Source organism: Micromonospora sp. NBC_00362, assembly GCF_026342155.1.
GTDB lineage: Bacteria > Actinomycetota > Actinomycetes > Mycobacteriales > Micromonosporaceae > Micromonospora > Micromonospora hortensis.
Genome location: NZ_JAPENH010000001.1, coordinates 2,244,605 through 2,257,521 on the forward strand (window position 1 = coordinate 2,244,605; position 12,917 = coordinate 2,257,521).

Genomic DNA, 12,917 nt, shown 5'->3' on the forward strand with positions numbered 1-12,917 from the left:
ACGGTGCGGCGACCCGACGTCGGCCAACGATCAGCCGATCTCCTCGTCGACGAAGCACCAGCGCCAGGCCTCGCCCGGCTGCGCCGAGCGGATCACCGGGTGGCCGGTGGACGCGAAGTGCTTGCTCGCGTGCTGGTTCGGCGACGAGTCACAGCAGCCGACCTGCCCGCAGCTCAGACAGGTGCGCAGGTGCACCCAGTAGGTGTCGCCGGTGGCGACGCAGTCCGCGCACTCGTCGGGGGTACGCGGCTCGGCGGCACCGGCCTCGGTCAGGTGCTGACAGCTCACTTCTCAACCTCTCGCAGCAACGACTCTTCCAGGTCCAGGTCACGGTAGGCCCGCACCAGCACTTCCTCAGGGATCCGACCGGAGTCCCGGGCCGCCCGGAACACGTCCCGCTCGGCGTCGATCATCTCCTGCCGCAGCCGACCGTACGCCTGCGACGGGGTCTCCCGCTCGTCGCCGCCGAGTCGTTCCCACGCCATGTTGGTGCGGTCTTCCACCGCTCGGCGCAGCCGGTCCACCACCGCATCCGGTGCGCTGTCTGCCAACTCGTCGAGGCGGTCCTGTGCGGCCTTGCTGGCCTGCTGCTGCACGGCGGCCGCGGAGAGCGCGTCCTGCACCGGGTCGTCCTGCGGCAGCTTCAACCGGCGGGCGACCAGCGGCAGGGTGGCGCCCTGGCCGACCAGGGTGAAAACGATCACGGCGAAGGCCAGCCAGATCAACAACGCCCTGGGGTACGGCTCGTCGCCGGCCAGGGTCAGCGGCAGGGCCAGCGCGGCGGCCAGGGTCACCACGCCTCGCATGCCCGCCCAGCCGATGATGATCGGGAACTTCGGTGACGGCCGCTCGTCACGGCGGCGGACCCGGGGGACCAACCGGGCCAGGTAGGTGGCCGGGAAGAGCCAGACGAAGCGGGTCAGGAAGACGGTGGCGAGCACCGCGAAGGTGATCAGGATGAGCGAGCCGATCGGCTCGTCGAGATCGCGCAGCACCTCCCGCAGTTGGAGCCCGACCAACAGGAAGACCAGGCCCTCCAGCAGGAAACGGACCAGCCGCCAGAACGCGCCGATCTGCAACCGGGACGCCGCCGACAGCAGCTGGGGCAGCTTGTGCCCGAGCACCAGGCCGGTGACGACCACGGCGACCACACCGGAGGCGTGCAGGTGTTCGGCGGTGAACACCACAGCGAACGGAATGATCAGCGACAGCGCGTTGTCCAGCAGCGGGTCGGTGATCCGCCGGTGCAGGAAGCCGAACACCAGCGCCCCGAGCGCCCCGATCAGGATGCCGCCGCCGGTGGACCGCAATACCTCGATGGCGATCTTGTCGGCGCCGACGGCCGAGCCGACGGTGGCCATCGTCGCGACCCGTAGCAGCACGAGCGCGGTAGCGTCGTTGACCAGGCTCTCGCCCTCCAGGATGGTGACGACCCGGCGGGGCAGCCCGACCCGACGGGCGACGGCCGTGGCGGCCACGGCATCCGGCGGGGCGACCACCGCGCCGAGGGCGAGGCAGATCGCGAACGGCAGCTGCGGCAACAGCAGGTGCAGCACCAACCCGACCACGAACGCGGTGAACAACACCAGGCCGACCGCGAGCAGCAGGATCGGCCGGATGTTGTTCTTGAACGCCGGCACCGAGGTCTCCAGCGCGGCCACGTAGAGCAGCGGCGGCAGGATGCCGACCAGCACCAACTCCGGGTCGAGTTCCACCTGCGGGAAGCCTGGCACGAACGAGAGCGCCAGGCCGAGGACGACCAGCACGATAGGCGCGAGCAGACCGAGCCGGCGGGCCAACGCGGCGCCCAGGGTGGCGATCGCCAGGAAGACGACGACCGGAAACAGGCTTTCCATGGGGTACGAGCCTAGGGGTACGCCTGTTCGATCAGCCGCCCGGGCGCAGCTTCGGCAGCACCTCCGCGCCGAACGCGTCGATGAAGCCGCGCTGCTCCTGCCCGACGTGGTGCAGGGCGATCTGGTCGAAGCCGAGCTGCGCGTACTCCTCCAGCCAGCCGACGTGCCGACCCAGGTCCGCCGACACGTTCACCACCTCGGCGACCCGCCGTGCTGGCACGTCGGCGGAGACCACGTCGAAGTGTTCGACGGTCTCCAGGTCCCAACAGACCGGCGGGGCGAAGACGTTGCTGCGCCACTGGTCGTACGCGAGCGCCTCGGCCTGGGCCTGCTCCGGCGCCCAGGAGACGTGCACCTGGAGGTGCAGCGGCCCACGTCCGCCCGCGTCCCGGTACGCGTCGATCATCTCGCGCAGGTGCGCCACCGGGGCGTTCACGGTGATCAGCCCGTCCGCCCATTCGGCGCACCAGCGGGCGGTGGCCACACTGACGGCGGCCCCGACCAGCGCGGGCGGCTGCTCGGGGCGGGTCCACAGCCGGGCCCGATCCACCCGGACCAGGCCGTCGTGGCTGACCTCCTCGCCGGCCAGCAGTGCCCGGATCACGTCCACGCACTCGCGCAGCCGGGCGGCGCGCACGTCCTTGCGAGGCCACGGGTCGCCGGTGATGTGCTCGTTGCTGGCCTCGCCGGTGCCCAGGGCCGCCCAGAACCGGCCCGGGTACATCGCGCCCAGGGTGCCGATCGCCTGCGCGATGATCGCCGGGTGGTACCGCTGACCGGGCGCGTTGACGACGCCGAACGGCATGCCGGTGGCCTGCAACGCCGAGCCCAGCCAGGACCAGGCGAAGCCGGACTCGCCCTGCCGGGCGCTCCACGGGGAGAAGTGGTCGGAGCACATGGCGGCGTCGAAGCCGGCCCGCTCGGCGTGGATCACCGCCTCCAGGAGGGCGCGTGGACCGATCTGCTCATGCGAGGCGTGAAAACCGAACGACGTCATGGGCACACCTCCTACCCACGACGGCACCGGCTGACGCGTGCCGCGCCCCGAACTACTCCGCGTGCGCGCCAGCGCCGGCCGAGGCGGCGCCCTCGCCCACCCAGACCGTCTTGGTGTTGCAGAACTCCCGCATGCCCAGCGCCGACAACTCCCGCCCGTACCCGGAGTTCTTCACACCCCCGAACGGCAACTCCGGGTACGAGGTGGTCATCCCGTTGATGAAGACGTTGCCGGCGTCCAGGTCGGTGGCGAAGCGCTCCTGCTCGGCCGGGTCCCGCGTCCAGGCGTTCGAGCCGAGCCCGAAGCTGGTGCCGTTGGCGACCTCGATTGCCTCCTCGTACGACGAGACCCGGAACAGGCCGGCGACCGGGCCGAAGACCTCCTCGGACCACATCCGCATCCGCGGGGTGAGGTCGGTGACCACTGTCGGCGGGTAGAACCAGCCGTCGCCGCTCGGCGGCTCGCCGCCGCAGAGCACTGTCGCGCCGTTGTCGACCGCGTCGCGGACCTGGGCGTGCACCTCGTCGCGGCCACGCTCGCTGGCCAGCGGCCCGACGTCGGTGTTCGGGTCCATCGGGTCGCCGACGCGCAGCGCGGCCATGTTGGCGGCGAACTTCTCGGCGAAGGCGTCGAACACGTCGGTGTGCACGATGAACCGCTTCGCCGCGATGCAGGACTGGCCGTTGTTCTGGCAGCGGGCGGTGGTGGCCACCTCGGCGGCCCGGTCCACGTCGGCCGAGGGCATCACCACGAAGGGGTCACTGCCACCGAGTTCGAGGACGGTCTTCTTCAGCTCCCGCCCGGCGATCTGCGCGATGGACCGGCCGGCGGGTTCGCTGCCGGTGAGCGTCGCGGCGCGTACCCGGGGGTCGCTGAGGATGTGGTCGACGGCCTCCGAGTCGACCAGCACCGTGGTGAAGGCCCCCTCGGGGAAGCCTGCTCGTCGGAACACGTCCTCCAGCAGCAGCGCGGTCTGCGGCACGTTCGAGGCGTGCTTGAGCAGGCCGGTGTTGCCGGCCATCAGCGCCGGGGCGGCGAAGCGCATCACCTGCCAGAGCGGGAAGTTCCACGGCATGACCGCGAGCACCACGCCGATCGGCTGGTAGCGGATGAACGCCCGGATGGCCTTCACGGCGTCGGCGTCGGCGGGCTCGTCGGCGAGGAACGCGGGGGCCTTGTCGGCGTAGAAGCGGGCGGCGGAGGCGCACTTGGTCACCTCGGCCTGCGCCGCGACGTACGTCTTGCCCATCTCCGTGGTCATGATCCGGGCGATCTCGTCGCGCTCGGCGTCCAGCAGGTCGGCCGCGGCGTTCATCCACTGGGCGCGCTGGCCGACGGTCGTCGCCCGCAGCTGGTGGAACGCGAGGTCGGTGCGTTCGATGGCGTCGTCGAGTTGCTCGGTGGACATCGCCTCATAGGTCTTGAGCACCTGTCCGGTGGCGGGGTTGGTGGTGGCGATGTGCGGCATTCCGTCCTCCTGTCACTCGAACAACGAGTGTCGTACGCCCGGCTCCTCGCGGCGGCGAGCGGCGCGGCGGCGCTGGATCACGACCAGGTCGACCACGGCGACCACGGCGAAGATCGCGCAGAGTACGCCGAGCCAGGCGATGCCGGCCCAGAACGCCAGCACCGCGAAGAGCACCATGATCACCAGCCCGAAGCTGGCGAGGGTGAGCCGAAGGTTCAACGCGCTGTTCGCGTGGCCGACCGTGCCACGGGCGCGCCGGGGCTGCGATCTCGTCATACCCACCGATCTACCCCCGATCGGCCGGATTAACCGGTACTGCGCGCCTGTGCACCCGCCCCCCGCCGGTGTGCTCCGGCACATCCGTTCGCGCCGCGGCCTCGTCGACCGCAGGATGGGCGCATGTCAATGACCCTCGCCGTACCGGTGACCGTCTCCATCGCCCGCCGCGTCGATCCCGGCCGGGCCAGCGAGATGGTGGCCTGGATGCGGGCCGGCACCGCGCTGGCCGAGGCGTTCCCCGGATTTCTCGGCGCCGGCTGGGTGCAGAGCGGCCCCGGTTCGCCGGAGTGGCACATGCTCTACCGCTTCGCCGACGCCGAGACGCTGCGCCGGTGGGAAGAGTCGCCGCAGCGGCACTGGTGGCTCAGTTCGGCGCAGGGCATCGTCGAGCACACCCGGGTCGAGCGGCGCACCGGGATCGAGGGCTGGTTCGATCCGCCGCTGGAGCACTCGGTGGACCCGGTGGAGCCGGCCCCGCCCGCCTCGCCGCCCCGCTGGAAGCAGGCGGTGACCATCTGGCTGGCGTTCTTCCCCCTGAGCCTGACCGCCACCCTGCTGACGAGCCGCTTCCTCGACGCGGTGCCGCTGGCGGCCCGGGTGCTGCTGATGACGCTCTGCCTGACCCCGCTGATGACCTATCTGGTGCTGCCCCGGATCACCCGGGTGTTGCACTGGTGGCTGCACGGTCAGCGGGCACCGTGGCGGGACGCATAGCACCCCGACGGCTTCCGCGTCGGCGCTCTGCCGCATACCCGACAGCAACTTCCCGACCCACCACATCCTGCGCATAGAGTTACCGCGCTGTCGCTCTGTGCTGCGGGAACGGGAGAGACGTCATGCCTCGACGCTGGGTCGCCGCACTGGCCTGTCTCGCGGCGCTCGTCGCACTGGCCTGCGAGGGCGGCAACTCCGCGGAACCCCGCCCCACCACGAGCGCCAGGCCGTCGAGCGGGCCCGGCGGCATCGCCGCCCTCGGCGACTCGATCAGCACCGGCTTCGCCTCCTGCCTGGTGCTCACCTCCTGCGAACGCAACTCCTGGTCGACCGGGGACGGGCTGCGGGTGCAGAGCCACTACCGGCGGCTGCTCGAACAGAACCCGGCGATCCGCGACCGGACGTACAACCATGCCCGTCCCGGTGCCCGCGCGGACGCCCTCGCCGGTCAGGCCGAGGCGGCGGTACGCGACCGCGTCGACTACGTCACGGTGCTGATCGGCGCCAACGACGCCTGTCGGGGCGGGGTGGACGCGATGACGCCGGTGGCGCGGTTCCGGGCCGACGTCGACCGGGGGCTGCGGGTCCTGCGGACCGGCCGGCCGAAGGCACGGGTGCTGGTGGTGAGCATCCCCGACCTGTACCGGCTCTGGGAGGTCGGGCACGACGACGCCCGGGCGACCCGCGCGTGGCGGCGGGGCATCTGCCCGGCCCTGCTGGCCGAGGCGACCTCGACCGCACCCGCCGACCGGGCGCGCCGGGCCGCCGTCCGGGACCGGATCGACGCGTACAACGCCGAGTTGAAGGCGGCCTGCCGGGCGTACGGATCACGGTGCCGGCACGACGGCGGCGCGTTGCACAAGGTCCGGTTCACCCTGGACCTGCTCAACCCGCTGGACTGGTTCCACCCCAACGCCACCGGCCAGGGCCGCATCGCCGAGGTGACGTGGCGCTCCTCCGGCCTGGCCAACTGACGGCTTCGACCGGCCCTCAGGGACGACGCGGCTCCGGGACGGCGTTGCCGCGGGAGCCATAGAGGGCCCGGGATCGCTGGGCGAGGTCCTTTGTGGCCGACGAGTTGGCCCAGGTGCCGAGCACGATGGCCGCACCGGGGACGATCTTGGCGACCATCCGCTTCGCGGCCCGGACGCCGGCCATCTGGGCCAGCCGGATGCCGAGTTGCAGCATGACCCGACCGAGCGGACGCTGGCCGCCCAGGCCGAAGAGCGCGTCGGCGCGTTCCCGCCCGGCGGCCACGCCGAGCGCCAGCCGGGCGCTCTCGGCGACCTTGTGCACCCGCTGAAGCACCAGCAGGTCGGTGGCCCGGTCATTGTGCAGGGGGTCGACGTCGTACGCGGCGGCGATGTGCAGCACCATCCGCGCCTGGGTCCAGGCCAGCACGCCCACGTCGATCACGGCGCCGGGCAGCCCGGCCGCGCCGGAGACCGCGCCGGACAGTCGAGCCAGGTTGACGAACTTGCGGGCCGCCTGGTCGGCCAGGACGTCGGTGGAAACCCCGGGCTGCTCGGCCCGGGCACGGGCGGCCCACTGCACGGCTTCCGGCCCGAGGCGGCGCACCGCCTCCAGGGCAAGGTGCTCCGGCGCGTACTGCGGGTCGTCACGCATCCGGTCCCAGAGCCGGGCCGGCGGACCCTCGGGGGCGTCCACCGGCCCGGCCGGCAGGTCGGCGGACGGCTGCGGAGTAGGGGCGGCGGGCTGACCGCCGACGGGCGGAGTGTCGGTCACCAGGTCTCCCCAGGGGTGGAAACGGTGGACAGGGCGGCCGATGGAGCGGTCAGCGCCGGCGGTTGGACAGCCGAGCCGCCAACCCCTTCAGCTTCTGCTGGTTGCCCGGCTTGGCCATCTCTCGACGACCTCGCTCGACCAGCTGCTGGCCCTTCGGCGATCTCAGGAACGTGGTGATCCGCTGCATCAGTGACATGGCGTCCTCCTGTCGATGGTTCCGTACTCATGTGTACCCCGAACCCGCAACAGATGTACCCGGGATGCGACAGCCTCAACCCTGACCGTCCATAGTGGGCGGTAGGTTACCGCCCCGCCGGCACGATGGCGTCAACGACCCGGGTGGCCCGCCACTCGTGCTGCTGGTAGTGCTCGGGGTACGCGGAGACCTGCACCGCCTGGGCGGCGTCGGTGAGCCGCATCCGCTGCCAGCCGGGCACCTGCTCCAGCGCGCTGAGGAACTGCCGGGTGGCGAACTCGGGGTCCATCAGCCGCCCCACCGGGCCCCAGCCGCTGCTGGAACGCTGTTGGAACAACCCGACCGAGTCGTGGTCCCAGCCGACGCCCTGGTGCGGATAGTCCTGCGACTCGGGCAGCACACCGCTGGCCACGTTGTAGAGGTTGCTCTCCTGCATGGCGGTGGCCACCGCGATCACCAGACCCCGACGCGGCACACCCATTTTGCGGCCGGTACGGACGATCGCCTCGGCGTTCTCCATCTGGTCGTCGTCCAGCCCGGCGACGGGCGCCGGGTCGGTTGGGCGAGCCGGGGCGACCTTGCGGGCCGGCGGGCTGGTGTCCGGATCGGCGGGGCTCGCCGCGGCGGACTGGGCGGCGGAGGCGGAGGTGCTCGGGGCAGCCGTGCGGTCGAGGGAACGGGAGGCGCGCTGCTGCTCGGCGCGCTGCGCCAACTCGGAGCTGGAGAGCGATCCACTCCGGGTCGCGGCGTCGGCGTCCTCGTTGCGAACCTGGACGACGGCGGTCAGACCGAGGCAGCACACCACACCGGTGGCCAGCGCCAGCTGTGCCCGGCGTCGACCGGTCAGGTCCCGGGCGTACGCCCGGAGCCGGCTCGCGGTGGTTGTCCGTTCGGTTGAGGTGCCATCCTCCGTATCGGCAGTGGGCCTGCTCGGGGCGTACGGGTCGTCGAGGGTGCCGTCGTCACGCATCAACCGAGGCTAGGCAGGTGGAAACCCCGATCACGCACGGTGATCACGTGGTGCTCGACACAGATTCGCCCCGTACTGGTGGACGACCCGGGCGGGTCGACCCGCCCGGGGAACGAACCTCGCGTACCGGATGAAGCTGGCGGGGCACGCGGGCCGGCACGGCCCGGGACAGGGCCGGACATCCGACCTCCGAGCCTGACATGATCGACAAACTCGGCCTTTGGGCCGAACGGCCCCTCGGCCGATCGGCCACAGGGGCTCGGCCTGGCGGCGCAAACAGACGATTAGTCCGGTCACGCCCGTCCTCCGGCCAACGGATCGCCCGGCGCAGGAATGCACCAGGATGGCGGGTACGTTGCCCGAACGGGTGCCCTCCGTCGCGACGGCGCCCCGCAGGCACATTTCAGGGAGGTCCGCACCGGTGCTCGACCCACACGAGCTCTACCAGCTCACCGACGATCTGCCCGACCTCGGGCAGCCGGTTCTCATCCAGGCCCTCACCGGGTTCGTGGACGCCGGAAACGCCAGCCGACTGGCGCGTGAGCAGCTACTCACCTCGCTGGAGGGTCGGCCGATCGCCACGTTCGACGTCGACCAGCTCTTCGACTACCGATCGCGACGACCGGTGATGACCTTCGTCGAGGACCACTGGGAGAGCGTCGACGCGCCCAAGCTGGAGCTGCACCTCCTGCAGGACGACGACGAGACCCCGTTCCTGCTGCTCACCGGCCCCGAACCGGACCTGCAGTGGGAGCGTTTCGTGGCCGCCGTCGCCGGGCTCGCCGCCCGGCTGGACGTCCGGCTCACAGTGGGGCTCAACTCGATCCCGATGGCGGTCCCCCACACCCGGCCGACCGGGGTGACAGCGCACGCCACCCGCCCCGAGCTGATCGCCGGCTACGAGCCCTGGTTGCAACGCGTCCAGGTGCCCGGCAGCGTCGGTCACCTCCTGGAGTTCCGTCTCGGCGAGCAGGGCCGCGACGCGCTGGGCTTCGCCGCCCACGTGCCGCACTACGTGGCCCAGACCGAATACCCGGCGGCGGCCGAGGTGCTGCTCACCTCGGTGTCGCGCAGCACCGGACTGCTGCTGCCCGGCGACGGGCTGCGCTCGGCCGCCGAGGTGGTCCGGGTGGAGATCGACCGGCAGGTCGCGCAGACCGAGGACGCCGCGGCCCTGGTCCAGGCCCTGGAGGAGCAGTACGACGCGTTCGCCCGAGGTCGGGGCGAGAAGAGCCTGCTCGCCCCGGATGCCGGCCCGCTGCCCACGGCCGACGAACTCGGCGCCGAACTGGAACGGTTCCTGGCCGAACAGACCCGTCCCGGCGACACCCCGGGCAGCTGACCGGGCGTCGCGGCGGCGGATACGGCAGGCTGGGGGCATGCGCCTGGCGACCTGGAACGTCAACTCGGTGAAGGCCCGCCTACCCCGGCTGCTGGAGTGGCTGGCCGACACCGGGCCGGACGTCGTCTGCCTCCAGGAGACGAAATGCCCCGACGGCGCCTTCCCGGTAACCGAGGTGGGCGCGCTGGGCTACACCGTGGCCAGCCACAGCGACGGCCGGTGGAACGGGGTGGCCATCCTGTCCCGGGTCGGGCTGGGCGACGTCCGGGTCGGGTTCGCCGACGAGCCCGGCTTCCCCGAGCCCGAGGCCCGAGCCATCTCCGCCACCTGCGACGGGGTACGGGTCTGGTCGGTGTACGTGCCCAACGGCCGGACGCCGGACGACCCGCACTACGCGTACAAGTTGGCCTGGTTCGCGGCGCTGCGCGACGCACTGGACACCGAACTGGCGGGCGGCTTGCCGCTGGCGGTCTGCGGCGACTTCAACGTCGCCCCGACCGACGCCGACGTCTGGGACCCGGCGGTCTTCACCCACTCCACACATGTCACCCCGGCCGAGCGGGCAGCCCTCGCGGCGCTGCGCGACCTGGGCCTCAGTGACGTCGTCCCGACCCCGATGAAGGGTCCGCACCCCTTCACCTACTGGGACTACCGGGCCGGCATGTTCCACCAGAACAAGGGCATGAGAATCGACCTGGTGTACGCGTCCGCGCCGTTCGCCCGAGCGGTCCGCTCCGCGTACGTGGACCGCGAGGCCCGCAAGGGCAAGGGTCCCTCCGACCACGCGCCGATCGTGGTCGACGTGGACCTGGTCCCGGCGGTGGAGACGTTCTGAGCCCACCCGGTCGTTCCCACTGCCGGTCCGATGCCACGGGCGGCCGCCCCGGTGCCGCGTCCGCTGGCTAGGGTGGGCAGATGGCAGTCGTGAAGATCAACGCAATCGACGTTCCGCCCGGCGGCGGCGCGGAGTTGGAGAAGCGGTTCGCCGCCCGGGCCGGCACTGTGGAGAACTCCCCCGGCTTCCTCGGCTTCGAACTGCTCCGCCCGGTGGCCGGCGAGACCCGCTACTTCGTCTACACCAAGTGGGAGAGCGAAGAGGCGTTCCAGGCGTGGGCCGCCGGCCCGTCGCGCGCCGCCCACGCCGCCGCCCCCGGCGACAAACCCCGCCCTCCGGTCTCCACCGGCGCCAGCCTGCTGGAGTTCGAGGTGGCGCTGCACGTCCCCCAGCCCTAGCATGCCTCGCGGCCGCCTCTCAAACCCGGACGAATTTCCCCGCCTCGACACGTCGCCAGGCAGCAGTTTCCCCGGAAGTACGCGGATCTTGGCCATGCAACGACGGGTTCGGGCGCGTCGAAGCGGGTATCGAGCGGCACCCGGCGCCTTGATCGCGCTCGATCCTGGATCTAGTCCCCTCCTCTCCACCGCGAGGCCACTACATCCTTGTTCGAGCACGACCTTGACCGAACCCGGTGACGCAGTGGGGTGCCCGCCAGGGCGGGCCTGCCCTGGCGGCTTGACAGTCACCGCTTCTGGAAAATGACTGAGACGATTTCCGCGGTCAGCTCGACAGCCCAGTCAAGCTGCGGACAGTCGTTGCGACCGCGGCACTCCAGGCACCCCCTGACGCCCGAGACGGGGTCGATCTCAGGGCTTGCGGGAGGACTGGAGGGTGGCGAAGGCGATGACGTTGTCGGCGTAGCCGGTGCGGCCCCCGATGAACTGCCCACCGCAGGTGATCAACCGCAGCCCGGGTGGCCCGTCGTTGCCGTAGATCCGCTCGGCGGGCAACTGGTCCTTCGGGAAGTGCTCCACGGTGTCGACCCGGAACACCACCACCGACTCGTCCGCCCGCGCCACCTCGATCAGGTCGCCGGGGTGCAGCTTGCCCAGGTCGTAGAAGACCGAAGGGCCGGTCTTCGTGTCCACGTGCCCGACGATCACCGCCGGGCCAGGCTCACCGGGGGTGGGCCCCCGGTCGTACCAGCCGGTCTCGTTGTGCCGTTCCAGCGGCGGTACGGCGATCGAGCCGTCGCGCGCCTGCCCGACGGGCGCCACCGGCGCGGTCACCTTGATCGCCGGCACGGAGAGGCGCACCGGGCGACTGGCCGACAACCCGACCGACTCACTGCGGGCCGGTCGGTCACCGCCGGTCGGGGCCAGGTCGAACGGGCCCACCGAACGGCCCAGCCCCGCCCCGGTGGCGAAGACCCCGGCCAACACCAACACCACTGCCAACGGTACGGACCAGGGGCTGCGGCCAGCGGGACGACTACGCCGGGGGGCGACGGCGGTCGCCGGACGCGCTGCCACCGAGGGGCGGTCGGGATCCGGCGGGCGCTGGGAACGCGACGAGCGTTCGGGACCTGACGGACGGTCGGAGCCCGGCCAACCGTCGTCCACCGGCAGCCGAACGTCATCGGGCGGCAAGGCGGGACGGCCGGCGAACGGCTGGCGGGCAGCGTCCGGCGGCGAGGCGGGACGACCGGGCGTCGGCGGGCGTGAACCGGGCGTCGGCGGGCGTGAACCGGCCGGCGGCGGCGTGGGGCGGAAGATCGTCATGGCGGGCCTCAGCGGCGCGTGGCGGCTCGGGGACGACGAATCGCCATCACGGCGAGGATCAGCCCGCTGATGATCAGTGCCGCGCCGCCGGGCAGCAGCAGCTTGCCGGTGATCCCGCCGCTGCTCCCACCGAACCCGGTCGCCGGACCTCGACTCGGCTGGTTGGGGATCTTCTTGACCACCTGGAGCATCGTCGAGGCGGTCTCGCCGTCGCGGCACTCCAGCTTGACCCGGTAGTTGCCGGGGCGGGTGCGCTCGCGGACCATCGGCGCGGCGGTGAGCACCCCGCGCTGCGGCTGCACGCCGACCGCCCCGAAGGCGTCGGAGACCACCGTGGCGCCCACCGAGTTGTCCCGACAACTGGCCCGGATGCCGACCAGGTAGCCGGGCTGCACCGTGCTGGGGCTCACCTCGACGAAGATGTCCACCGCCGGCGTCGGTTGAGGCGCTCCGCCGGGCGGCCCTCCGGGCTGCGGTGCCGGCGCGACGGCGACAGCCCGCTCGGGCGCCGCGAGGGCGGGTGTGGTGGCCAGCAGGGGGCCGGCCAGCACGGTCACCAGCGACAGGGTCACGACGCCGCGGGTCATTGCCACGATGCCCCCTCTCGACGCCGTGCGGCCGGGTCGGGCGGTGGAGCACCCGACCTGCCGTACCAGTTGGATCCTCTCATTTCCGGTCGCACATCACATCCGATCCGCCGGCGGCGTCGCGTACGCTCGGGTCGCTGTGACCGCCACCGACCATGACCCCGCCGTCCCGCCCGCGAGCCGGACGATCCGCACGTTCCACC

Annotated in this window: 15 protein-coding genes; 5 read left to right on the forward strand and 10 right to left on the reverse strand. The window is 72.0% G+C overall.

The genetic code is table 11. The features are described from left to right. Nucleotides 1-30: 30 nt before the first annotated feature. From OG992_RS10310 to OG992_RS10330, 5 genes are read right to left on the reverse strand one after another with little or no spacing between them, the layout of a single operon-like run. Nucleotides 31-288 (reverse strand): UBP-type zinc finger domain-containing protein, encoded by a 258-nt coding sequence (locus OG992_RS10310; protein ID WP_238682894.1) that lies wholly within the window; start codon nucleotides 286-288, stop codon nucleotides 31-33. Then, nucleotides 285-1,856, reverse strand: a complete 1,572-nt coding sequence (locus OG992_RS10315; RefSeq protein WP_238682893.1) for a Na+/H+ antiporter — start codon at nucleotides 1,854-1,856, stop codon at nucleotides 285-287. The genes OG992_RS10310 and OG992_RS10315 overlap by 4 nt, the downstream gene beginning before the upstream one ends. Nucleotides 1,857-1,887: 31 nt before the next feature. Then, on the reverse strand, nucleotides 1,888-2,853 hold the full coding sequence (locus OG992_RS10320; protein WP_266303074.1) for a TIGR03885 family FMN-dependent LLM class oxidoreductase: 966 nt from the start codon (nucleotides 2,851-2,853) through the stop codon (nucleotides 1,888-1,890). A gap of 52 nt (nucleotides 2,854-2,905) precedes the next feature. Continuing rightward, complete coding sequence (locus OG992_RS10325; protein WP_266303075.1) at nucleotides 2,906-4,321, reverse strand: NADP-dependent succinic semialdehyde dehydrogenase; 1,416 nt, start codon at nucleotides 4,319-4,321, stop codon at nucleotides 2,906-2,908. 12 nt (nucleotides 4,322-4,333) lie between these two features. Then, nucleotides 4,334-4,597 carry a DUF6343 family protein gene (locus tag OG992_RS10330; protein ID WP_091401582.1) on the reverse strand — a complete coding sequence of 88 codons (264 nt, stop codon included), beginning with the start codon at nucleotides 4,595-4,597 and terminating at the stop codon, nucleotides 4,334-4,336. Between the two features lie 123 nt (nucleotides 4,598-4,720). On the opposite strand from OG992_RS10330, the gene OG992_RS10335 reads away from it, so the two are divergent. Both OG992_RS10335 and OG992_RS10340 read left to right on the forward strand, forming a co-directional pair. Then, nucleotides 4,721-5,314, forward strand: coding sequence for an antibiotic biosynthesis monooxygenase (locus tag OG992_RS10335; protein ID WP_266303076.1), 594 nt, complete (start codon nucleotides 4,721-4,723; stop codon nucleotides 5,312-5,314). Nucleotides 5,315-5,436: 122 nt separating this feature from the next. Further along, nucleotides 5,437-6,288, forward strand: a complete 852-nt coding sequence (locus tag OG992_RS10340) for a GDSL-type esterase/lipase family protein (RefSeq protein ID WP_266303077.1) — start codon at nucleotides 5,437-5,439, stop codon at nucleotides 6,286-6,288. Nucleotides 6,289-6,304: 16 nt separating this feature from the next. Here the strand turns inward: OG992_RS10340 and OG992_RS10345 are convergent, their stop codons facing one another. The 3 genes from OG992_RS10345 to OG992_RS10355 all read right to left on the reverse strand — a co-directional run bounded on the left by OG992_RS10345 (nucleotide 6,305) and on the right by OG992_RS10355 (nucleotide 8,226). Then, nucleotides 6,305-7,060 (reverse strand): EcsC family protein, encoded by a 756-nt coding sequence (locus OG992_RS10345; protein ID WP_238682888.1) that lies wholly within the window; start codon nucleotides 7,058-7,060, stop codon nucleotides 6,305-6,307. A 49-nt stretch (nucleotides 7,061-7,109) separates the two neighbouring features. Further along, entirely contained in the window at nucleotides 7,110-7,256 is a 147-nt protein-coding gene (locus OG992_RS10350; protein ID WP_167457721.1) for a hypothetical protein, read from the reverse strand. A 106-nt stretch (nucleotides 7,257-7,362) separates the two neighbouring features. Next, complete coding sequence (locus tag OG992_RS10355; protein WP_266303078.1) at nucleotides 7,363-8,226, reverse strand: peptidase M23; 864 nt, start codon at nucleotides 8,224-8,226, stop codon at nucleotides 7,363-7,365. Between the two features lie 421 nt (nucleotides 8,227-8,647). On the opposite strand from OG992_RS10355, the gene OG992_RS10360 reads away from it, so the two are divergent. The 3 genes from OG992_RS10360 (at nucleotide 8,648) to OG992_RS10370 (ending at nucleotide 10,801) form a co-directional block, all read left to right on the forward strand. Beyond that, nucleotides 8,648-9,568: a proteasome assembly chaperone family protein gene (locus tag OG992_RS10360; protein ID WP_091401570.1), complete on the forward strand. Its 921-nt coding sequence runs from the start codon at nucleotides 8,648-8,650 to the stop codon at nucleotides 9,566-9,568. 37 nt (nucleotides 9,569-9,605) lie between these two features. Beyond that, the gene (locus OG992_RS10365; RefSeq protein ID WP_238682886.1) at nucleotides 9,606-10,403 is read left to right on the forward strand and encodes an exodeoxyribonuclease III; all 798 of its coding nucleotides are present in this window, start codon (nucleotides 9,606-9,608) and stop codon (nucleotides 10,401-10,403) included. An 80-nt stretch (nucleotides 10,404-10,483) separates the two neighbouring features. After that, nucleotides 10,484-10,801: an antibiotic biosynthesis monooxygenase gene (locus OG992_RS10370; RefSeq protein ID WP_210781367.1), complete on the forward strand. Its 318-nt coding sequence runs from the start codon at nucleotides 10,484-10,486 to the stop codon at nucleotides 10,799-10,801. A gap of 411 nt (nucleotides 10,802-11,212) precedes the next feature. Here OG992_RS10370 and OG992_RS10375 read toward each other — a convergent pair whose 3' ends face one another. Beyond that, on the reverse strand, nucleotides 11,213-11,878 hold the full coding sequence (locus OG992_RS10375; protein WP_266303079.1) for a class F sortase: 666 nt from the start codon (nucleotides 11,876-11,878) through the stop codon (nucleotides 11,213-11,215). 257 nt (nucleotides 11,879-12,135) lie between these two features. After that, nucleotides 12,136-12,714: a hypothetical protein gene (locus OG992_RS10380; RefSeq protein WP_266305186.1), complete on the reverse strand. Its 579-nt coding sequence runs from the start codon at nucleotides 12,712-12,714 to the stop codon at nucleotides 12,136-12,138. Between the last annotated feature and the right edge of the window lie 203 nt (nucleotides 12,715-12,917).